Here is a 22659-nt window from a genome sequence, read left to right as displayed (position 1 = left end):
TCTCATGTCTTATAAAATTGCTCCGTCTATCCTAGCTGCTGACTATGCTAATTTTGCTTCAGAACTAGCTCGTATTGATGCATCGGGTGCGGAATATGTTCACATTGATATTATGGATGGTCAATTTGTCCCTAATATCAGTTGGGGAGCGGATGTGGTCGCTAGCATGCGTAAACATAGCAAGTTGGTTTTTGATTGCCACCTTATGGTTGTTGATCCTGAGCGTTATGTGGATGCCTATGCACAAGCTGGTGCAGATATCATGACTATTCATGTTGAAGCCACTAAACATATCCATGGTGCCCTCCAGAAAATCAAAGCTGCTGGTATGAAAGCAGGTGTTGTGATTAATCCTGGAACCCCAGTCGAGGCACTTATTCCTGTACTTGATTTAGTGGATCAAGTACTTATTATGACTGTAAATCCAGGTTTTGGTGGTCAGGCGTTCATTCCAGAAATGATGTCTAAAGTAGAGCGTGTTGTGGAGCTTCGCGAAAAAGGTGGCTATTCATTCGATATTGAAGTTGATGGTGGTGTAGATAACAACACCATTGCAGCATGTGCCAAGGCGGGGGCTAATGTTTTTGTAGCGGGCTCTTACCTCTTCAAAAATCCTGATTTGACAGCCCAAGTTCAAACGCTTCGTGATGCTATTGATGCCTAAAATAGCTTTATTTGTCGGTGGTGAGCTAGAGTGGTTCACTACCGATTTTGATTATTTTGTTGGGGTGGATCGCGCATGCTTACGTTTGTTGGAGTTAGGTTTGCCTCTTGATTTGGCTGTCGGAGACTTTGATTCAGTATCTAGGTCAGAGTTAGAGATGATTCAATCGGCTGCTAAAGAGTGTAGGATTGCTCCAGCTGAAAAGGATGACACGGATACAGAGTTAGCCCTAAAAATTGTATTTCAATTATATCCTGAGGCGGAAGTAACTATTTTCGGTGCTTTTGGTGGCAGAATTGATCATATGTTATCAAATCTATTTTTGGTCAGTGATCCTGAATTAGCTCCTTTTATGAGGCATATCTGTTTGCAGGATAAGCAAAATAAGATTACTTATTATCCAGAAGGAAATCATAACTTGTTACCAGAACCTGGAATGACATATGTTTCTTTTTTACATGAAGGTGATGGAGAACTGACGATTTTGGGAGCAAAATACGAATTAACTAGTATGAATTATTTTCAAAAGAAAATCTACTCTAGTAATGAATTTGTTGATGGTCCAATTCAAGTGATTGTGCCAAATGGATATGTGATTGTCATCCAGACTAAAGATAGGAGTTAGTATGATCTATCTACTTACACTTTTAACTTTATTAAGCTTTGGGATTCTTATTGTTCTTTTCTTGAGAAATATGGAGTTAAAAGAACAGATTTATAAGGGTTTGGAAGAAAATGCAGATAATCTTTCAGATCAAATTTCGTTTCAATTGGAAAGTTTTGCTAAGACAAACCAACTGGAAACGACTAAGCAATTTAACCAATTGCAGATGGAACTATATCAACAGTTGACAGATATCCGAGAAGTTTTACATCAAAATTTGTCTGATAATCGAGACCGTTCTGACCAACGTCTTGAGCAAATAAACCAAAGCTTAACCAAAGCTGTTAAAGATATGCAGGATTCCAATGAGAAACGTTTGGAACAAATGCGTCAGACAGTTGAAGAGAAACTTGAGCAAACCCTACAAACACGTTTACAAGCCTCTTTTGAGACAGTTTCAAGACAGTTAGAGTCAGTCAACCAGGGCTTGGGGGAAATGAAAAATGTAGCCAAGGATGTTGGAAGTCTTAACAAGGTCCTTTCAAATACAAAAACACGAGGCATTCTGGGAGAGCTTCAATTAGGACAAATTATTGAAGACATATTGACTGTTAATCAGTACGAACGAGAATTTCCTACGGTATCAGGTTCAAGTGAACGAGTTGAATATGCAATCAAAATGCCAGGAAACCATAAAGACGAATATATCTACCTTCCCATTGATTCTAAGTTTCCTTTGGAAGATTACTATCGTCTGGAAGATGCTTATGAGTCTGGTAATAAAGAGGAAATTGAGAATCACCGTAAGTCTCTTTTGACTAGTATTAAGCGATTTGCCAAGGATATTAACAAGAAGTATCTTAACCCACCTGAAACCACAAATTTTGGTATATTATTTTTGCCGACGGAAGGACTTTATGCTGAGGTAGTACGCCAACCAGCCTTCTTTGACGCCCTTCGTCGCGAGGAGAATATTGTTATCGCAGGGCCGTCAACTTTATCAGCACTCTTGAATTCATTGTCCGTAGGATTTAGAACTTTGAATATTCAAAAGAATGCAGATGATATTAGTAAGGTTTTAGGCAATGTCAAACTAGAATTTAGCAAGTTTGGAGATATGTTAGCTAAAGCTCAGAGACAATTGAATACAGCAAGTAAAACAGTCGATAGTCTTCTCAACACAAGGAGTAGGGCGATTGTTAGAGCTCTTGATACAATTGAAACCTATCAAGACAGTGCGACACAAAGTTTGTTAGATTTACCACGATTAGAAAACGAGGACAAGCATGAAGATTAATCAAATGAAAAAAGACGAGTATTTTGAAGGTTTTTATCTGATTAAGCGTGCAGAGGTACGTAAGACAAGAGCAGGAAAGGATTATATTGCCTTTACTTTTCAGGATGATACTGGAGAGATTTCAGGAAACCTGTGGGATGCTCAGCCTTATAATGTCGAAGAATTTACCGCAGGTAAAGTAGTACATATGGAGGGGCGTCGAGAAGTTTATAATAATACTCCTCAGGTAAACCAAATAACCTTACGCTTGCCTACATTTGGTGAGCCAAATGATCCAGCTGATTTCAAAGAGAAACCACCGGTAAATCCTTCTGAAGTACGCGAATACCTAGAGCAAATGATTTTCAAGATTGAGGAAGCAACTTGGCAGCGTGTTGTTCGTGCTCTTTATCGAAAGTATAATAAAGAGTTTTTCACTTTTCCAGCTGCTAAAACAAATCACCATGCTTTTGAAAGTGGACTAGCCTATCATACGGCTACTATGGTTCGCCTAGCGGACAGCATTGGAGATATTTATCCAGAGCTCAATAAGAGTCTACTTTTTGCAGGTATTATGCTTCATGATTTAGCTAAGGTTATTGAACTTACTGGTCCTGAAAACACTGAGTATACGGTTCGTGGGAACTTAATTGGTCATATTGCCTTGATTGATGAAGAAATTACCAAGGTCCTTGTGGAACTTAATATTGACGATACGCGTGAGGATGTCGTTGTTTTGCGTCATGTCATTCTCAGCCACCACGGACAACTGGAGTATGGTAGCCCAGTTCGCCCGCGTATTATGGAAGCAGAAATTATTCATATGATTGATAATCTTGATGCCAGTATGATGATGATGACGACAGCCCTTAACCTAGTAGGACCAGGAGAAATGACAAATCGTCTCTTTGCTATGGATAATCGTTCCTTCTACAAGCCAAAATTTGATTAAAATCGAAATTAAGCGAGCATCTTATATGAAAATGTTCGTTTTTTGCTGTATTATGGTATAATAGTTAAAAAGTACAGAAAATATAGGTAACTTATGAAATTAAAACGAAGTGAACGTATGGTAGTGATTTCAAACTACCTAATTAATAATCCCTATCAATTGACAAGTCTCAATACTTTTGCAGAGAGATATGAAGCTGCTAAGTCTTCAATCTCAGAAGATGTTGCTATCATTAAAAAAGCTTTTGAGGAAAGTCAAATAGGAGAAATCGAAACAGTAACTGGTGCATCTGGCGGTGTTATGTTTACACCGACCATTTCTGATGAAGATGCAAGAAGTCTGGTTGAAGATCTTTGTAAACGTCTTTCAGAGAGTGATCGTATCTTACCAGGTGGATATCTCTACCTATCTGATTTATTGAGTACACCGTCTATTTTGAAAAATGTTGGTCGTATCATTGCTAGTGCCTTTAAGGGACAAAAAATTGATGCCGTTATGACTGTAGCAACTAAAGGAGTTCCTTTAGCAAATGCAGTAGCAGATGTCTTGAACATTCCGTTTGTTATTGTTCGTCGTGACTTAAAAATTACAGAAGGTTCAACTGTATCGGTAAACTACGTTAGTGGTTCAAGTGACCGTATTGAAAAGATGTTCCTTTCAAAACGTAGTTTGAAACCCAATAGCCGCGTCCTTATTGTTGACGATTTTCTTAAAGGTGGTGGTACCATTACGGGTATGATTAGCTTGCTTTCAGAATTTGATAGTGAGTTAGTAGGTGTAGCTGTATTCGCAGAAAATGCCAAAGGGGATCGTGATATCCATGACTATAAATCATTACTTACTGTTTCTGACATTGATGTAAAAGCGCAGAAGGTAGAAGTTGAAGTCGGTAATATTTTTGACAAGTAATTAATCTACGATATTATTCCTAATTTGATGATTAGGAATTTTTCTTTTTAACAAGAAACTGTTGACAATAACCATCGAAAAATGATATTATACTAGACGGTACTTTTTACTTTTGGTCTCTCAAAAGTGTACAGAGACGTGCTGACATAAGTTGCAAAAGTACACACAGATATGGGCTGTCACCAAGTGCCATATCAACCAAAAATAAAAAAACACAGGAGAATGTAGATGCCTACAATTAACCAATTGGTTCGTAAACCACGTCAATCAAAAGTTGTTAAATCTAAATCACCAGCTTTGAACGTTGGTTACAACAGCCACAAAAAAGTTCAAACTAACGTATCTTCACCACAAAAACGTGGTGTTGCAACACGTGTTGGAACAATGACACCTAAGAAACCTAACTCAGCCCTTCGTAAATTCGCTCGTGTACGTTTGAGCAACCTTATCGAAGTTACTGCTTACATCCCAGGTATCGGACACAACCTCCAAGAACACAGCGTTGTTCTTATCCGTGGTGGACGTGTAAAAGACCTTCCAGGGGTACGTTACCACATCGTCCGTGGTGCACTTGATACTGCAGGTGTAGCTGATCGTAAACAAAGCCGTTCTAAATACGGTGCTAAACGTCCTAAAGGATAAGAAGGGAGATAAGATAAAATGAGTCGTAAAAATAGAGCGCCTAAACGCGAAGTATTGGCAGATCCATTGTACAATTCAAAAATCGTTACACGTCTTATCAACCGTGTAATGCTTGACGGTAAACGTGGTACTGCTGCAACAATCGTATACGATGCTTTCGAGCAAATTAAAGAAGCAACTGGAAACGATGCTCTTGAAGTATTTGAAACAGCTATGGACAACATCATGCCTGTACTTGAAGTACGTGCACGTCGTGTCGGTGGTTCAAACTACCAAGTCCCAGTAGAAGTTCGTCCAGAACGTCGTACAACTCTTGGTCTTCGTTGGTTGGTTAACGCATCACGTGCGCGTGGTGAACACACTATGAAAGATCGTCTTGCAAAAGAAATCATGGATGCTGCAAACAACACTGGTGCATCAGTTAAGAAACGTGAAGATACTCACAAAATGGCTGAAGCAAACCGTGCCTTTGCACACTTCCGCTGGTAATCATAAGTTTCAAGCTGAATTACAGTCATATATTCATAAGCTAAGATTATGGATTTGTAATAGGCTGACTTTGAATTCAAATAATATCATTCCTATCATTTGAAAACCAGTTAAATATTAGTGAAAAACGGGTAGGTCCTGCCTATCCGTTTTTTGACAATAATGTTATAATAAATAAGTAAACTAAAATATTTATAGGAGAATAAACCTAATGGCACGCGAATTTTCACTTGCAAAAACTCGTAATATCGGTATCATGGCCCACGTCGATGCCGGTAAAACAACTACAACAGAGCGTATCCTTTACTACACTGGTAAAATTCACAAAATCGGTGAAACTCACGAAGGTGCATCACAAATGGACTGGATGGAGCAAGAACAAGAACGTGGTATCACAATCACATCTGCCGCTACAACAGCACAATGGGATGGTCACCGCGTTAACATCATCGATACACCAGGACACGTGGACTTCACAATCGAAGTACAACGTTCACTCCGTGTATTGGATGGTGCCGTAACCGTTCTTGACTCACAATCAGGTGTAGAACCTCAAACTGAAACAGTTTGGCGTCAAGCAACTGAGTATGGTGTTCCACGTATCGTATTTGCCAACAAAATGGATAAAATCGGTGCAGACTTCCTTTACTCAGTAAGCACACTTCACGATCGTCTTCAAGCAAACGCACACCCAATCCAATTGCCAATTGGTGCTGAAGATGATTTCCGTGGTATCATTGACTTGATTAAAATGAAAGCTGAAATCTATACTAATGACCTTGGTACAGATATTCTTGAAGAAGATATTCCAGCAGATTACGTTGATCAAGCAAACGAATACCGTGAAAAATTGATCGAAGCAGTTGCTGAAACTGACGAAGATTTGATGATGAAATACCTTGAAGGTGAAGAAATCACTAACGAGGAATTGAAAGCAGCTATCCGTCGTGCAACAATCAACGTTGAATTCTTCCCAGTTCTTTGTGGTTCTGCCTTCAAGAACAAAGGTGTTCAATTGATGCTTGATGCGGTTATCGATTACCTTCCAAGCCCACTTGATATCCCTGCAATCAAAGGTATCAACCCAGATACAGACGAAGAAGAAACTCGCCCTGCTTCTGATGAAGAGCCATTTGCAGCTCTTGCCTTCAAGATCATGACTGACCCATTTGTAGGTCGTTTGACATTTATCCGTGTTTACTCAGGAATCCTTCAATCAGGTTCTTACGTAATGAACACATCTAAAGGTAAACGTGAACGTATCGGACGTATCCTTCAAATGCACGCTAACAGCCGTCAAGAAATTGAACAAGTATACGCTGGTGATATCGCTGCTGCTATCGGTTTGAAAGATACTACAACTGGTGACTCATTGACTGATGAAAAAGCTAAAGTTATTCTTGAGTCAATCGAAGTTCCAGAGCCAGTTATCCAATTGATGGTTGAGCCTAAGACTAAAGCTGACCAAGATAAGATGGGTATCGGTCTTCAAAAACTTGCTGAAGAAGATCCAACATTCCGTGTTGAAACTAACCCGGAAACTGGTGAAACAGTTATCTCTGGTATGGGTGAACTTCACCTTGATGTCCTTGTTGACCGTTTGAAACGTGAACACAAAGTTGAAGCCAACGTTGGTGCTCCACAGGTATCATACCGTGAAACATTCCGTGCTGGAACACAAGCACGTGGATTCTTCAAACGTCAATCTGGTGGTAAAGGTCAGTTTGGTGATGTTTGGATTGAATTTACTCCAAATGAAGAAGGTAAAGGTTTTGAATTCGAAAATGCTATCGTCGGTGGTGTGGTTCCACGTGAATTCATCCCTGCAGTAGAAAAAGGATTGGAAGAATCTATGGCTAATGGTGTCCTTGCTGGATACCCAATGGTTGACATTAAAGCTAAGCTTTATGATGGTTCATACCACGATGTCGATTCATCTGAAACTGCCTTCAAGATTGCTGCATCTCTTGCACTTAAAGAAGCTGCTAAGACTGCACAACCAACTATTCTTGAGCCAATGATGCTTGTAACTATCACTGTTCCAGAAGAGAACCTTGGTGATGTTATGGGTCACGTTACTGCTCGTCGTGGACGTGTTGATGGTATGGAAGCACACGGTAACAGCCAAATTGTTCGTGCCTATGTACCACTTGCTGAAATGTTCGGTTATGCAACAACACTTCGTTCTGCAACTCAAGGACGTGGTACATTCATGATGGTATTTGACCACTATGAAGATGTTCCAAAATCAGTTCAAGAAGAAATCATCAAGAAAAATTCTGGTGAAGCTTAATTAGAAGTTTTTAAGTTAAGGTGCTTATGAAAGTAAGTACCTTTTTCTATTTGCATTTTCCTGAAAAAAATTATATAATATGACTGTTAAAAGATTAAATGAAAGCGCTCAAGTTAATCTTTTCACAATAGGGAGAGCTTGCTCTCAAAATTATATTTATTTGATTTTCATAAGGAGGAAATCACTAATGGTAGTTAAAGTTGGTATTAACGGTTTCGGCCGTATCGGTCGTCTTGCTTTCCGTCGTATCCAAAACGTAGAAGGTGTTGAAGTTACACGCATCAACGACCTTACTGATCCAGTTATGCTTGCGCACTTGTTGAAATACGACACAACTCAAGGTCGTTTCGACGGTACTGTTGAAGTAAAAGACGGTGGATTCGAAGTTAACGGTAAATTCGTTAAAGTTTCTGCAGAACGTGATCCAGAACAAATTGACTGGGCTAACGATGGTGTAGAAATCGTTCTTGAAGCAACTGGTTTCTTTGCTAAGAAAGATGCTGCTGAAAAACACTTGCACGAAGGTGGAGCTAAGAAAGTTGTTATCACTGCTCCTGGTGGAAATGATGTTAAAACAGTTGTATTTAACACTAACCACGATATCCTTGATGGTACTGAAACAGTTATCTCAGGTGCTTCATGTACTACAAACTGTTTGGCTCCAATGGCTAAAGCACTTCAAGACAACTTTGGTGTTGTTGAAGGATTGATGACTACTATCCACGCTTACACTGGTGACCAAATGATCCTTGACGGACCACACCGTGGTGGTGACCTTCGTCGTGCACGTGCTGGTGCTGCAAACATCGTTCCTAACTCAACTGGTGCTGCTAAAGCTATCGGTTTGGTTATCCCAGAATTGAACGGTAAACTTGACGGTGCTGCACAACGTGTTCCAGTTCCTACTGGATCAGTTACTGAATTGGTAGCAGTTCTTGAAAAAGACGTTACTGTTGATGAAGTTAACGCAGCTATGAAAGCAGCTTCAAACGAATCATTCGGTTACACTGAAGATCCAATCGTATCTTCAGATATCGTAGGTATTTCTTTCGGTTCATTGTTTGATGCAACTCAAACTAAAGTTCTTGATGTTGACGGTAAACAATTGGTTAAAGTTGTTTCATGGTACGACAACGAAATGTCTTACACTTCACAACTTGTACGTACTCTTGAATACTTCGCGAAAATCGCTAAATAATTCAATTGTATAAAAAGAAGAGCTTCGGCTCTTTTTTTTATTTCTCAAAATAATAAAACAGCCGTACAAATTGGCTGTTATAATCTCAGTAGTATTGTGATTTATGAATAAGCTAGAAGGCATTCCAAATAAGTAGAAAGAGCATGACACAACCCCAGGAGTTTTTATTGTGTTTTTGAATGGCTATCATACCATAAATTAGTATAAAAACGGTAAGTGCTTCAAATAAGGTATAGATATCAAAACCAATGATTCCATGGATAAGAATGCAAAAAATCGCACAAGTTATTGCTCCACTATCTAACCAAGAGTAAGGAGATGGAAAACGTATGCGTATCTTTTCAGCGATGACTACATAGTTAAATCCTTCCCAGAATCCCCAAATAAGACAGATGAATAGGTATGCTAGGATATTACTAGGAAATGATTGTATCATTACTTCTTTTGTTAATTGTATTGATTGAAGAGGTAGATAGGAATGAATCTGGTGAGTAACTACTTTCAATATGATAAGTGGTAAGGCTATAAGAAGAGATTGAAAAAGGGTAGGAACTAGATTTTTTGTGATTAATCTAAAGTATCTGAAAGATTCTTTACGATAAAGCATAACAGTGCTGGTTCCCAAGCCTGCAATGGCAAATTGACAACTGGCTAATAAGATTAATCGAAGCCATAGTGGTACTGAGATTTGGTTAGTGTAGGAAAAAAGAGTTGGTTTAAAAGTAAGAAAGAGGAGAAGAGGAACAAGGGTAAGAATGAGGATTACATTTAGATCATAGTCAGCTTGTTGCTGCCTATTGTTTAGTTGTTTTTTCATAGCTTTTCAACCTTTCTATTTCGATTATATGCTAAATGTTTTATACTGGCAATAAGCCAGAAATCCTTCTGATTTTGCTATCTCTTTTATGCATTTTGTGATATAATGAAAACGTATTAAAAAATTAAGGAGTCTGATCAAATGGCTAAATTGACTGTTAAAGACGTTGACTTGAAAGGGAAAAAAGTTCTCGTTCGTGTTGACTTCAACGTTCCTGTAAAAGATGGCGTGATCACTAACGATAACCGTATCACTGCTGCTCTTCCAACTATCAAGTACATTCTTGAACAAGGCGGACGTGCAATCCTCTTCTCTCACCTTGGACGTGTAAAAGAAGAAGCTGATAAGGAAGGAAAATCACTTGCTCCTGTAGCTGCTGACTTGGCTGCGAAATTGGGTCAAGACGTTAAATTTATCCCAGGCGTTACACGTGGTGCAGAATTGGAAGCAGCTGTTAACGCTCTTGAAGATGGACAAGTTCTCTTGGTTGAAAACACTCGTTTTGAAGATGTTGATGGTAAGAAAGAATCTAAAAACGATCCTGAACTTGGTAAATACTGGGCATCACTTGGAGATGGTATCTTCGTAAACGATGCATTCGGTACAGCTCACCGTGCACACGCATCTAACGTTGGTATCTCAGCAAATGTTGACAAAGCTGTTGCTGGTTTCCTTCTTGAAAATGAAATTGCTTACATCAAAGAAGCAGTTGAAACTCCAGAACGTCCATTCGTAGCTATCCTTGGTGGTTCTAAAGTATCTGATAAGATTGGTGTTATCGAAAACCTTCTTGCAAAAGCTGATAAAGTTCTTATCGGTGGTGGTATGACTTACACGTTCTACAAAGCACAAGGTATCGAAATCGGTAACTCACTTGTAGAAGAAGATAAACTTGATGTTGCTAAAGCTCTTCTTGAAAAATCAAACGGTAAATTGATCTTGCCAGTTGACTCAAAAGAAGCTAATGCATTTGCTGACTACACTGAAGTGAAAGACACTGAAGGTGAAGCAGTAGACCCAGGTTTCCTTGGTTTGGATATCGGTCCTAAATCAATTGCTGAATTCGATAAAGCCTTGACTGGTGCGAAAACAGTTGTATGGAACGGTCCTATGGGTGTATTTGAAAACCCAGACTTCCAAGCTGGTACAATCGGTGTGATGGACGCTATCGTGAAACAACCAGGCGTTAAATCGATCATCGGTGGTGGTGATTCAGCTGCCGCAGCTATCAACCTTGGTCGTGCAGACAAGTTCTCATGGATCTCTACTGGTGGTGGTGCTTCTATGGAACTTCTTGAAGGTAAAGAACTTCCAGGATTGGCTGCACTTACTGATAAATAAGTCTATTAGAATGATAAGAGTTGGGAAACCAACTCTTTTTTGTGTCATCTCATTGAGTGTTTGATAGAGGCTAAAACTATTATTGGAAAGTAAGTTTCACTCTAAAAATTGGCGATTATTAGTTTGAACTTTGCAGTAATATACTGTATAAGTAGCCAAAAGCTTCATAATCATGTTAAAATAGTAAAATGGGATTGAAATTTGAACCGAAAAAATTTAAGTTTGGTATGCGTACACTTAAGACGGGGCTTGCTGTCTTTCTTGTTTTAGGTCTTTTTTCTGCTTTAGGTTGGGAAGGGCTTCAGATTGGCTGTTTGACAGCAGTCTTTAGTCTTCGAGAAAACTTTGATAGAAGTATTCAGTTTGGTAAATCACGTATTTTTGCGAATACGGTTGGAGGTCTTTTGTCGCTATTATTTTACTTTGTGAATATGTGGTTTCATCATTCAGTTTGGGTGACCTTGCTATTGGTTCCAATTTTGACAATGTTAACGATTGTCATTAATGTGTCTTTTAATAATGCTTCTGGTGTTATTGGAGGGGTGGCTGCACTTTTGATTATTACCTTGTCTATTCCGCCTGATAATACCTTTACTTATGTTATTGCTAGAGTCTTTGAAACTTTCTGTGGAGTCTTTATAGCAATCCTTGTCAATTATGATTATGATTGGCTACTTAAACATTTAAAATAAGAATGATAGGGTTCTATTGGACTCTATTTTTTATGATTTTTCGATAAAATCCTTAAATTAGAGCGAATATACAATGTAATGTTCGGTAATTGCTTATTGTGTAAGAAAAAGTGACATAAACTGTTGACATGTAGAAATATTCAGAATATAATTGTTAGGAAAGGAGGATGATCATGGCAAGAGAGAAAGAATTAAGGCGTTCTCTAGCTGTTTTTCCGATTGGAACAGTTATGAAGTTGACGGATTTAACCGCTCGTCAAATTCGTTACTATGAAGATCAAGGTTTAATTCAACCTGAACGTACAGCTGGAAATCGTCGGATGTACTCATTAAATGATATGGATCGTTTATTGGAAATCAAAGATTTTTTGGATGATGGTTACAATATTGCAGCGATTAAACATGAGTACGAAGAGCGTGAAGTTCGTGCCCAACAAAAACAAGTGGCTTTAACAGATGCGGACGTTCGACGTATCTTGCATGATGAACTCCTTCAGCAAGGCCGTTTTACGACCCCGTCACAACAATTTGGTAACTTGCGTATCTAATTACGCTTTGAACTTTTATTTTTGGTTTTTATAAAGGAGACCCCTATTATGGCAATCACAGCAGCTGATATTCGTCGCGAAGTCAAAGAGAAGAATGTTACTTTCTTGCGTTTAATGTTCTCTGATATCCTTGGTGTTATGAAAAACGTTGAAATTCCTGCGACAGATGAACAGTTGGATAAGGTACTTTCAAATAAAGCTATGTTTGATGGTTCATCAATCGAGGGATTTGTTCGTATCAACGAATCTGATATGTATCTTTACCCAGATCTTGATACGTGGACAGTTTTCCCTTGGGGCGATGAAAATGGTGCAGTAGCTGGTCTTATTTGTGATATCTATACTTCTGCGGGTGAACCATTTGCTGGTGACCCTCGTGGTAACTTGAAAAAAGCTTTGCGCCATATGGAAGAAGTTGGTTATAAATCATTTAACCTTGGACCAGAACCAGAATTTTTCCTTTTCAAATTAGATGAGCAAGGTAATCCTACGCTTGAAGTTAACGATAAAGGTGGTTATTTTGACCTTGCTCCAACTGACCTTGCAGACAACACACGTCGTGAAATCGTTAATGTGTTGACAGAAATGGGATTTGATGTTGAGGCATCTCACCATGAAGTAGCGGTTGGTCAACATGAAATCGACTTCAAGTATACAGATGTTTTGAAGGCTTGTGATAATATCCAAATTTTCAAATTGGTTGTTAAGACAATCGCTCGTAAACATGGTCTTTATGCGACATTTATGGCGAAACCTAAATATGGTATTGCTGGTAGCGGTATGCACTGTAACATGTCTCTCTTCACTGAAGAAGGAAATGCATTCTTTGATCCAGAGGATCCACGTGGTATGCAATTGTCTCAAGACGCTTACTACTTCCTTGGTGGTTTGATGAAACATGCATATAACTATACTGCAATTATTAACCCAACAGTTAACTCTTACAAACGTTTGGTTCCTGGATATGAAGCTCCTGTATATATTGCATGGGCAGGTAGCAACCGTTCACCATTGATCCGCGTTCCTGCGTCTCGTGGTATGGGTACACGTTTGGAATTGCGTTCAGTAGACCCAATGGCAAACCCGTACTTGGCACTTGCTGTTCTTTTGGAAGCTGGTCTTGATGGTATTATTAACAAGATTGATGCTCCAGATCCAGTTGAAACAAACATTTACTCAATGTCTCCTGAAGAACGTAAAGAAGCAGGTATTATTGATTTGCCATCAACACTTCGTAACGCTCTTAAAGCATTGGAAACAGATGAAGTGGTTCGTCAAGCTTTGGGTAATCATATCTATACAAACTTCCTTGATGCGAAACGTATGGAATGGGCAAGCTATGCTACCTTTGTTTCACAATGGGAAATTGATAACTACTTGGACATTTATTAAGGAATTAAATTTGAAAATCAGGTTATGCCTGGTTTTCTTTTTCTTCTAAATTTATTAAGTTCTTGGACAAATTACGTAGTTTTAACTGAGCTGTTTTCTTTTGTCATATTTCTTTATTCCCCCTTAATCGCATTAAAATATGAGAGTGTTAAACTAATTTTATATTAATCTTATTCAGGGGGAAATATGAAAACTACAAAAAAAGCTGCTTTGGCAGCAGCCTCAAGTGCATTATTGCTCGGTCTTACAGTCGCACAAACAGTTAATGCTGATACTTATACAGTTCAAAATGGAGATTCATTCTTCGGGATTGCTAGTCAGTATGGTGTAGATCCTTATCAATTAGCAGCTGAAAATGGCATGACTATTTGGTCAACAATTGTTCCTGGTGGAAGCTTGGAAGTTTCAGGAGCTACTACGGCAGTTGAAGAAACAACAGAAGTTTCTTCTTCAGAGGTAACAGCTACTGATTCAGATGCTACTTGGAATCGTTATCCAGTTGGTCAATGTACATGGGGTGTTAAGGAAGTCGCTCCATGGGCAAGTAACTGGTGGGGTAATGGTGGCGATTGGGCAGGAAGCGCTGCTAGCCAAGGTTATGCTGTAGGTTCAACACCTGTGACAGGATCAATTGTATGTTGGACTGATGGTGGTTATGGTCACGTTGGTTATGTAACACAAGTTGGTCAAGATGGTCAAATTCAAATCTTGGAGTCAAACTATAACAACCAGCAACAAATCAATAACTATCGTGGTTGGTTTGATCCACAAAACTCTACTACACCAGGTTCAGTATCTTACATTTATCCAGGTGCATAAAACGAAAAGAAGCGCTTATAGCGCTTTTTTACTTGCTGGAAGAGTTGTGCTCAGACTGGATTTAAACTTAAAAAATGGTAGCTAGATGGCTACCATTTTTTTATTTATCAGGTGTGAGAATCATTGGAATAATGATTGGTTCACGTTCTGTTTTTTCATATAGGAATGGGCGTAAAGCATTGACGATAGCTCCGTTAACAGATTGGATGCTAGCATCTTTATTCTTAAGAGCGATACGAATAGCATTGAATAGAATGCGTTGGCTTTCGCGGATAAGATCGCCAGATTCACGCATATAGATGAAGCCACGACTGAGGATGTCTGGACCAGCTAGAATCATCTTAGACTTGAAGTCAACAGTAGCTACGGCAAGTACGACACCATCTTCAGAAAGATCACGACGGTCACGAAGAACCGCGGCTCCGATATCCCCAATACCATTACCATCAACATAGATATCTTGGGCATTGAAGTGACCTGCACGACGAGCAGAGTCTTTTGTTAGGGCTAAGACATCACCATTTTCCATAATGAAGATATTATCTTTTGGAACGCCACAATCAACAGCAAGACCTGCGTGGACTTTCTGCATGCGGTATTCACCGTGAACAGGCATGAAGAATTTTGGTTTGATCAAACGAAGCATTAGTTTTTGCTCTTGTTGACCACCGTGTCCAGAGGTATGGATATTGTTGATTTTACCGTGGATAACATCAACGCCAGCTTCTTGAATGGTATTAATCAGACGGTTAACGCTAGTGGTGTTCCCTGGAATAGGACTAGATGAGAAGATGACAGTGTCACCAGGTTGTAGTGTCACTTGGCGGTGCATCCCATTGGCGATACGTGCAAGGGCCGCCATAGGCTCCCCTTGAGAACCGGTACACATGATGAGGATCTCACTGGCGTGGTAGTTTTTCATTTCACTAGGATCAATGATAGTCCCTTTTGGAACCTTGATGTAACCTAGTTCAACCCCATTGACAATGGCTTTTTCCATAGAACGTCCGAAGACAACAATCTTACGGCCAGTTTTTACAGCGGCTTCGGCAGCTTGTTGAAGACGGAAAATGTTTGAGGCAAATGAGGCGAAAATAATACGTCCGTGGATGCCTTCAATAATTTTCATAATGGATTGGCCAACAACCTTCTCGGAATTAGTAAAAGTTGGTACTTCAGCATTGGTTGAGTCTGAGAGGAGGCAAAGAACGCCTTCCTCACCAAGTGCAGCCATACGGTGAAGGTCTGCTGGTTCCCCTACTGGGGTGAAGTCAAACTTAAAGTCACCGGTACACACAATTTTACCTTGAGGTGTATGGATGACAATACCGAGAGGTTCTGGAATTGAGTGAGTAGTGCGGAAGAAGGTCACGCTCATATTTTTGAAAGTAAGCTCTGTATTAGCATTAATTTCGTAGAGTTGTGCGTCACGAAGTAGTCCGTGTTCTTCCAATTTTCCTTTGATAAGAGCAAGAGCAAGCGGTCCTGCATAAATTGGGATATTTGCCTGTTTAAGAAGGAAGGGAATCCCACCAATATGGTCTTCGTGACCGTGGGTAATGACAAGTGCCTTTACACGATCAACGTTTTCAACGATGTAAGAATAGTCTGGGATGACATAGTCGATTCCGAGAAGATCGTCTTCGGGGAATTTAATACCCGCATCGACGATGATAATCTCATCTTGGTATTCAATACCATAGGTGTTTTTACCGATTTCCCCCAAACCACCAATCGCATAAACCCCAACTTCTTCAGGTTTTAGATTGATTTTTGATGCCATGGTCTTAGAACTCCGTTACTTCAAAAACGCCTGTTTCTTTTTCGTATTCAAGGGCTTTTTCTGAGAGGAGCTCGATGAATTCGATGTTATAGGCAGTGTTTTTTTCGATGATTTGACGAGCTTGGATACGTCCCTCAAGTTCAGTTTCTGCATCGATATCTAGGTAGAGTGATTTTGTCTGTTCACGGCGTGGATTACGCTCTTTAGTTTCTTGGTAAAAGACTTTATAAATCATGGTTTTCCTTTCTTTCCAAAAGGCTCTGCCATTCTATAAAAAAACCGGTCAAGTTAATCTTTCTATGATTTACTTGACGTTATGATATTCACTTTATGAGTAATAGCTAGTAGCCTTGATTCGTTTAACAATTACTATTATTGTACCATAAGATAAGGGCTAGATAAAGAAAATGGCGGAAAAAGTTGGAAAATGTTCGTTTCTGGGAAACAGTGACTTGTGTTATAATAGAAAAGCATAAAAGGAAACAAGGAAAAAAGATGAAAATATTAGCATTTGATACTTCTAGCACGGCTTTATCAGTAGCCTTGTTGGAAGATGAGAAACTAGTGGCAGAGACAACTGTCACAGTAAAAAAGAACCACAGTATTAGTCTAATGCCCACCATTGATTTTTTAGTTGCTCAGGCAGGCTGGCAGCCGTCTGATTTAGAACGTATTGTGGTTGCACAGGGGCCTGGATCCTACACAGGGCTTCGTGTGGCTGTCGCAACAGCTAAGACGTTAGCCTATGCGCTTGACATTGATTTAGTGGGAGTTTCAAGTCTACAGGCGCTGACAAACCTTTCGGTTGACGGTGTTGTGATTCCTATTATGGATGCCCGTCGTAATAATGTTTACGTTGGTTTTTATGAAAATGGTCAGGCTATCGTCCCTGATCGTCATGCTGCCTTTACAGATGTTCTTGAGCAAGCTAAAATTTATGAAAAGGTGACATTTGTCGGTGAAGTAGCTCATTTTGCGGATCAGATTAAGGAAAGTCTTCCAGAGGCAACGATCTTGTCTAACCTTCCATCAGCTCAGTTAATAGGTCTTTTAGGCTTGTCCTTGCCTTCTGTTGATGTGGATGCTTTTGTTCCACATTACTTGAAGCGGGTTGAGGCAGAGGAGAATTGGCTTAAGACGCATGAGGAGACTAACCGTGACAACTACATCAAGCGCGTCTAGACTGAGTAGCCAAGAGCAAGCCCAACTGATTTATCAGATTTTGTCGGATGTTTATGACAAGTCTCCGTGGACGAAAGAACAAGTGGTAGCAGACTTGGCTTTGGATACTACAGAGTATTTCTATGTTTATGATCAGGAAGAAGTTGTTGGTTTTTTAGCCCTTCAAAATTTGGTGGGTGAGCTCGAGGTGACCAATATCGCCGTTTTAAAAGCTTATCAAGGGCGTGGTTATGCTAGTCAGCTGATGAAGCATTTGGAAGATCGTAGTGAGCCTATATTTCTAGAAGTGAGGACTTCAAATCAAGTCGCTCAGGCGCTTTATAAAAAATTTGGTTTTGAAAGTCTAGGAATTCGGAAAAATTATTATCATGAGCCTCAAGAAGACGCAGTTATCATGAGGCGAGAGGAAGTCTAATGGCAGATAGATATATTTTGGCAGTGGAGAGCTCGTGTGACGAGACTTCAGTTGCCGTTTTGAAAAATGAGAAGGAACTTTTGAGTAATATTATTGCCAGTCAGGTGGAAAGCCATAAACGTTTTGGTGGTGTTGTCCCTGAGGTGGCTAGTCGTCACCATGTGGAAGTGGTGACTCTTTGCATTAAGGATGCCCTTTCAGAGGCGGGCATTACTGCTGAACAACTAGATGCTGTAGCAGTAACCTATGGTCCTGGTTTGGTCGGAGCGCTCTTGGTCGGGATGGCAGCGGCTAAGGCCTTCGCTTGGGCACATGGATTGCCTTTGATTCCAGTTAATCATATGGCTGGGCATCTTATGGCAGCGCGTGAGGTGCAAGAGTTGGAATACCCCCTCCTAGCCCTTTTGGTGTCTGGGGGACACACAGAGTTGGTTTATGTGTCAGAACCGGGAAATTACAAGATTGTTGGTGAGACACGTGATGATGCAGTTGGTGAGGCCTATGACAAGGTCGGGCGTGTGATGGGTTTGACCTACCCAGCTGGGCGTGAAATTGATGAATTGGCTCATAAAGGGAAAGATGTTTATGATTTTCCACGCGCTATGATTAAGGAAGACCACTTGGAGTTTTCATTTTCAGGCCTAAAGTCAGCTTTCATCAATTTGCATCACAATGCAGAACAGAAGGGAGAAGTTCTAGTCAAAGAAGACCTTTGTGCTTCCTTCCAAGCTGCTGTGTTGGATATTCTCCTAGCTAAGACTAAGAAAGCCTTGGAGCGTTATCCTGTCAAGACACTTGTTGTTGCTGGTGGCGTAGCAGCTAATCAGGGCTTACGTGAACGTTTGGCTGAAGAAATTACGGATGTAGATGTGGTTATTCCGCCTTTACGTCTCTGTGGTGATAATGCTGGCATGATTGCCCTAGCAGCTGCCATTGAATGTGATCAGAAACATTTTGCTGAGTTGGACTTGAATGCAAAACCAAGTCTTGCCTTTGCAGGATTTGAAGAATAAGAAGAACCTCTTACTAGTCTGGTAAGAGGTTCCTTTAGAAAGGGATTGAGTGTGTCTGACTTTCGTTTAGGTGTAAAAGCTGCAGTACCGACAGCCCTAGGATATGTGGCTATTGGCCTAGCCTTTGGTGTCGTAGCGGCGGCTTCTGGTCTATCGGCCCTTGAGGTTGGCCTCATGTGTGCCTTGGTCTATGGTGGCTCGGCTCAGTTTGCTATGTGTGCCTTAGTAGTTGCAGGAGCTGGCCTTGGTGAGTTAACCTTGACTGTTTTCTTAGTTAATTTGCGTAACATGTTGATGAGTTTACATGCAACGACGATTTTTACAAAAACAAGCCTCTGGAATCAGCTGGGAATTGGTAGTCTGATTACGGATGAAAGTTATGGTGTCTTGTTGGGAGAATATGTGCATCAGAAAGATATTTCTGCGAACTGGATGCATGGGAACAATATTTTCAGCTATCTGGTTTGGATTGTATCATCAGTTGTTGGGTGTTTGATTGGTTCCATGATTCCTAATCCTGAGCTTTTTGGTTTGGATTTTGCCTTGATTGCCATGTTTATAGGTTTGTTAAGTAGTCAGATAGATGCTTTGTTAGGTGAAGGCGTGCGTAAGCTATTCCTGATTTTACTATCTATTGCTGTGGCTTATCTGAGCTTTAGTGTCATCTTGTCGGAATCTTTGGCTGTTTTAGTGGCTACTTTAGTTGGATGTAGTGTGGGGGTGATGTGTGATGGCCGTCAATAAGTTTATTCTCATTGCCATTCTACTTGGGTTTGTGGTTAGCTGGGTGCCCCGTGTTCTCCCCTTTGTTTTAGTGAAATACAAGGGCTTACCAGATATCGTTGTTCGATTTTTGCACTACTTACCAGTTTCTATCCTCTTTGCTCTGATTCTCTCTAGTCTCACGACTGAGAAGATTGGTCACTTGCCACAGTTTAAGTGGATGGAAATACTGGCTACTGTGCCAACGGTAATTGTAGCATTTAAGAGCAAAAATTTGCTCTATGGAGTAATCGTCGGTATAGTGTCTATGGCCCTGATTCGTTTAGTGTTTTAGTAAATGAAAAGACTTGGAGTTGCTCTTAGTGAGTCGCTTTCCAAGTCTTTTTTAGTTATTGTTAAAAAAGGCAGCAATATCGTCTTCACTGAGACCAATCATTGGATCTATAGTTGACCAATTATCTTCAGTTAAACGATAGTTTTCTTCGGTTTGCACAGGTTTGTTAACAGACTTATCCACAGGCTGTGAATAAGTGTTAATAAGAGCTGGAGATGGATTTAGATTTCCCGAAATGTCTTTGTTTTCAAGGGGTTCTGAGGATCCGTTGTTTTCCTTTTTGGTTTGATTGGATGCGTCTGTTGCCTCGTTTTTAACAATCTTTTCGACAGACTTATCAACAGCTTGTGTATAAGTTTGTTCAAAACGTTGGATGAGATAAGTATTTCGTTTAGCCCCCTCGTTGTGAACAGCATAATCGAAGGCTGCGATTTCCCCTAGCATGACCAGTTTACTCTTGGCACGTGTGATTGCAGTGTAAATGAGGTTACGTTGTAGCATACGTCCACTTTGGCGTGTGATGGGAAGGATAACGACTGGGAACTCACTTCCTTGGGATTTGTGGATTGACATAGCATAGGCCAGAGTAATCTTATTCCATTCGTTACGAGGATAGATAACCTCATTGCCGTCGAAGGACATGTAAATTTCGTCCTGCTTGCTTTCAGTATATTTACCAGGGATGAGATCAGTAATGATTCCGATGTCGCCATTGAAGACATTGAGTTCTGTATCGTTGACCAGATGGAGAATCCTGTCATTCTTGCGGAAGAAGATATCATTAAAGGCGAACTGATTGGCTTTTTCTTTGGGATTAAGTAAATCCTGCATAATGGTATTGAGATTATTGATACCAGCTTGTCCTCGGTACATGGGGGCTAGAATCTGAACATCCTGAGCTGCAATCCCACTCTTTATCGCAGCAGAGACGATTTTAGGAACCATCTGTGGAATGTGGTTGGCATTGGCCTCAAAGTAAGAGCGGTCAGCCTTTTTCTCTGTGAAATCAGCGGGTAGTTGGCCTTGGCGCATCTGGCTAGCTAGGGTAACGATAGTGGAATCCTCGGATTGTCTGAAAATTTTGGTTAGGGAAACCTTAGGCAAGTTATCAATCTGCAAAAGGTCAGCCAAGACTTGGCCAGGGCCTACGGAAGGTAGTTGGTCTTGGTCACCCACAATGATAACTTGGGTTGAATCAGAGATACTTTCAAAGAGTTGATTGGCCAACCAAGTATCAACCATAGAGAACTCATCGATGATAATCAAATCGCAATCGAGATAATCCTCTAAGGTCTTAAAATCGTCCTCGCTATTGAGGCCTAAATGTCTATGAATAGTGGCGCTAGGGAGTTGGGTGAGTTCGTTCATCCGACGAGCAGCCCGTCCCGTTGGTGCTGCTAAAATAATAGGTAAATCAGACTTTTTGAGATCTAGGCCATGAAGGTCAGCATAGGTTTTAATAATGCCGTTAATAACAGTGGTTTTCCCTGTTCCGGGACCCCCTGTCAGGATGAAGACCTTGCTTTGTAGGGCTTTGAAAATGGCATCTTTTTGAACCTGATCATAAGTAATACCAAGCTCCTCTTCCACCTCTTCAAGGCTGTCTAAGATTTTGTCTTCAGAGCTAACATCAAGTTTGTCCTTCATGATACGAGTTAGGTGGGTATAAATGCCCTGTTCCGCAAAATATAGGGTATTATCAAAGATTTTAGTCTCTACATTTTGCACCTTATCCTCTTGGATAAGATTGGTTAATTGGTTAGCGACCAAGGCGGGGTCAAGTTCAATCGGACGAGCACCTTCCAAAAGAATGATGGTCCGTTCAAGCAAGGCTTTGGCTTCTATGTAGGTGTCGCCTTCTTCCATACTGGCTTCTAGTAGACAATGAATCAAGCCAGCTCGTAAACGCTCAGGAGCATCACTAGCAATTCCAAGACGTTCAGCTAGTTGGTCAGCCATTTTAAAACCGATTCCTTGAATCTCCTCTACTAATAGATAAGGGTGTTCCTCAATAAGATTTAGTGACTCTTCCTTATATTGGTTGAAAATTTGTGAGGCGGCCTTTGGTGTGAGTCCATAGCTAGAAAGTTTGGACAGGATTTGCTCGGCTCCATAATTGATTTTTAACTTAGCAACAAAGGCTTCTCGATTGACCTTGGAGAGGTTGGGAATCTGCTCTAACTCGCTAGGATTCTCGAGAATCTTGTCAATAGGGTCTTCTCCGTAAATTTCGACAATACGCTCGGCCGTTTTCTTACCGATTCCTTTGAAATTGTCGCTGGCAAAATATTTGATAAGACCGCTGGCCGAAGGTTTTGAACGCTCGTAGCGGGTCATTTGTAGCTGTTCCCCATATTTAGGGTGATTGGTTAGTTGGCCCCAGAAGGTATAGTCTTCACCCTCCATGACATCCCCCATAGTTCCTGTGACAATGATTTCGTAGTCTTCAAAATCACTGTCCGTTTCGTCAATCTCTAAGAGTAAGATACGAAAAAAATTACTAGCGTTTTCGAAAATGACGCGTTCGATAGTTCCTGAAAAATAAAATTCTTGCATGTGTTTTTCCTAGATAC

General features: G+C 40.3%; 23 protein-coding genes. 19 read left to right on the top strand and 4 right to left on the bottom strand.

The genetic code is table 11. From position 1 onward, the window contains the following. Positions 1-4 precede the first annotated feature (4 nt). The 9 genes from rpe to gap all read left to right on the top strand — a co-directional run bounded on the left by rpe (position 5) and on the right by gap (position 9027). Complete coding sequence (gene rpe / locus ACYVQ1_RS07355; RefSeq protein ID WP_002884311.1) at positions 5-664, top strand: ribulose-phosphate 3-epimerase; 660 nt, start codon at positions 5-7, stop codon at positions 662-664. After that, positions 657-1289 carry a thiamine diphosphokinase gene (locus ACYVQ1_RS07350; RefSeq protein WP_461250291.1) on the top strand — a complete coding sequence of 211 codons (633 nt, stop codon included), beginning with the start codon at positions 657-659 and terminating at the stop codon, positions 1287-1289. Before rpe ends, ACYVQ1_RS07350 begins: the two co-directional genes overlap by 8 nt. Position 1290: 1 nt before the next feature. After that, complete coding sequence (locus ACYVQ1_RS07345; RefSeq protein WP_461250290.1) at positions 1291-2565, top strand: DNA recombination protein RmuC; 1275 nt, start codon at positions 1291-1293, stop codon at positions 2563-2565. After that, positions 2555-3496 carry a 3'-5' exoribonuclease YhaM family protein gene (locus ACYVQ1_RS07340; protein WP_002891919.1) on the top strand — a complete coding sequence of 314 codons (942 nt, stop codon included), beginning with the start codon at positions 2555-2557 and terminating at the stop codon, positions 3494-3496. Before ACYVQ1_RS07345 ends, ACYVQ1_RS07340 begins: the two co-directional genes overlap by 11 nt. A 93-nt stretch (positions 3497-3589) precedes the next feature. After that, positions 3590-4405, top strand: coding sequence for a pur operon repressor (gene purR / locus ACYVQ1_RS07335; RefSeq protein WP_060973393.1), 816 nt, complete (start codon positions 3590-3592; stop codon positions 4403-4405). Between the two features lie 228 nt (positions 4406-4633). Beyond that, positions 4634-5047 (top strand): 30S ribosomal protein S12, encoded by a 414-nt coding sequence (gene rpsL, locus ACYVQ1_RS07330; RefSeq protein WP_002884809.1) that lies wholly within the window; start codon positions 4634-4636, stop codon positions 5045-5047. A gap of 18 nt (positions 5048-5065) precedes the next feature. Then, positions 5066-5536 carry a 30S ribosomal protein S7 gene (gene rpsG / locus ACYVQ1_RS07325; RefSeq protein WP_002884746.1) on the top strand — a complete coding sequence of 157 codons (471 nt, stop codon included), beginning with the start codon at positions 5066-5068 and terminating at the stop codon, positions 5534-5536. Between the two features lie 211 nt (positions 5537-5747). Further along, the gene (gene fusA / locus ACYVQ1_RS07320) at positions 5748-7829 is read left to right on the top strand and encodes an elongation factor G (protein WP_461250289.1); all 2082 of its coding nucleotides are present in this window, start codon (positions 5748-5750) and stop codon (positions 7827-7829) included. Between the two features lie 187 nt (positions 7830-8016). Then, complete coding sequence (gene gap, locus ACYVQ1_RS07315) at positions 8017-9027, top strand: type I glyceraldehyde-3-phosphate dehydrogenase (protein ID WP_461250288.1); 1011 nt, start codon at positions 8017-8019, stop codon at positions 9025-9027. Positions 9028-9139: 112 nt separating this feature from the next. Here gap and ACYVQ1_RS07310 read toward each other — a convergent pair whose 3' ends face one another. Further along, entirely contained in the window at positions 9140-9844 is a 705-nt protein-coding gene (locus ACYVQ1_RS07310; RefSeq protein ID WP_461250287.1) for a hypothetical protein, read from the bottom strand. A 141-nt stretch (positions 9845-9985) separates the two neighbouring features. Here ACYVQ1_RS07310 and ACYVQ1_RS07305 point away from each other — a divergent pair, with 141 nt between their 5' ends. The 5 genes from ACYVQ1_RS07305 to ACYVQ1_RS07285 all read left to right on the top strand — a co-directional run bounded on the left by ACYVQ1_RS07305 (position 9986) and on the right by ACYVQ1_RS07285 (position 14636). Further along, positions 9986-11185, top strand: a complete 1200-nt coding sequence (locus ACYVQ1_RS07305; RefSeq protein ID WP_002884739.1) for a phosphoglycerate kinase — start codon at positions 9986-9988, stop codon at positions 11183-11185. Between the two features lie 188 nt (positions 11186-11373). Then, positions 11374-11877, top strand: coding sequence for an FUSC family protein (locus ACYVQ1_RS07300; RefSeq protein WP_037602725.1), 504 nt, complete (start codon positions 11374-11376; stop codon positions 11875-11877). A 173-nt stretch (positions 11878-12050) separates the two neighbouring features. After that, entirely contained in the window at positions 12051-12425 is a 375-nt protein-coding gene (locus ACYVQ1_RS07295; RefSeq protein ID WP_008535631.1) for a MerR family transcriptional regulator, read from the top strand. A 48-nt stretch (positions 12426-12473) separates the two neighbouring features. After that, positions 12474-13817 (top strand): type I glutamate--ammonia ligase, encoded by a 1344-nt coding sequence (gene glnA / locus ACYVQ1_RS07290; RefSeq protein ID WP_002884322.1) that lies wholly within the window; start codon positions 12474-12476, stop codon positions 13815-13817. Positions 13818-14003: 186 nt separating this feature from the next. Further along, entirely contained in the window at positions 14004-14636 is a 633-nt protein-coding gene (locus ACYVQ1_RS07285) for a CHAP domain-containing protein (protein ID WP_008535629.1), read from the top strand. 100 nt (positions 14637-14736) lie between these two features. On the opposite strand, the gene rnjA is transcribed toward ACYVQ1_RS07285, so the two are convergent. Next, a complete protein-coding gene (gene rnjA / locus ACYVQ1_RS07280) occupies positions 14737-16419 on the bottom strand; it encodes a ribonuclease J1 (RefSeq protein ID WP_002884294.1) in 1683 nt (560 codons plus the stop codon). Positions 16420-16423: 4 nt separating this feature from the next. Further along, positions 16424-16654, bottom strand: a complete 231-nt coding sequence (locus ACYVQ1_RS07275) for a DNA-dependent RNA polymerase subunit epsilon (RefSeq protein ID WP_002884752.1) — start codon at positions 16652-16654, stop codon at positions 16424-16426. A 260-nt stretch (positions 16655-16914) separates the two neighbouring features. Between ACYVQ1_RS07275 and tsaB the strand changes: the two genes are divergently transcribed. Genes tsaB through ACYVQ1_RS07250 form a run of 5 tightly spaced genes read left to right on the top strand, consistent with a single transcriptional unit; the run spans position 16915 to position 20086 of the window. Next, complete coding sequence (gene tsaB, locus ACYVQ1_RS07270; RefSeq protein ID WP_461250286.1) at positions 16915-17601, top strand: tRNA (adenosine(37)-N6)-threonylcarbamoyltransferase complex dimerization subunit type 1 TsaB; 687 nt, start codon at positions 16915-16917, stop codon at positions 17599-17601. Beyond that, positions 17561-18016, top strand: coding sequence for a ribosomal protein S18-alanine N-acetyltransferase (gene rimI, locus ACYVQ1_RS07265; protein WP_461250285.1), 456 nt, complete (start codon positions 17561-17563; stop codon positions 18014-18016). Before tsaB ends, rimI begins: the two co-directional genes overlap by 41 nt. Continuing rightward, complete coding sequence (gene tsaD, locus ACYVQ1_RS07260) at positions 18016-19029, top strand: tRNA (adenosine(37)-N6)-threonylcarbamoyltransferase complex transferase subunit TsaD (protein WP_037599075.1); 1014 nt, start codon at positions 18016-18018, stop codon at positions 19027-19029. The genes rimI and tsaD overlap by 1 nt, the downstream gene beginning before the upstream one ends. A 51-nt stretch (positions 19030-19080) precedes the next feature. Then, positions 19081-19773: an AzlC family ABC transporter permease gene (locus ACYVQ1_RS07255; protein WP_461250284.1), complete on the top strand. Its 693-nt coding sequence runs from the start codon at positions 19081-19083 to the stop codon at positions 19771-19773. After that, on the top strand, positions 19760-20086 hold the full coding sequence (locus ACYVQ1_RS07250) for an AzlD domain-containing protein (protein WP_461250283.1): 327 nt from the start codon (positions 19760-19762) through the stop codon (positions 20084-20086). The genes ACYVQ1_RS07255 and ACYVQ1_RS07250 overlap by 14 nt, the downstream gene beginning before the upstream one ends. Positions 20087-20137: 51 nt before the next feature. On the opposite strand, the gene recD2 is transcribed toward ACYVQ1_RS07250, so the two are convergent. Beyond that, entirely contained in the window at positions 20138-22642 is a 2505-nt protein-coding gene (gene recD2 / locus ACYVQ1_RS07245) for an SF1B family DNA helicase RecD2 (protein ID WP_461250282.1), read from the bottom strand. Positions 22643-22659 lie beyond the last annotated feature (17 nt).

The sequence above is a fragment of the Streptococcus parasalivarius genome, from assembly GCF_054785155.1.
The sequence above is the reverse complement of the archived record's forward strand: the minus strand, read 5'-3'. Positions and strand labels throughout refer to the sequence as shown.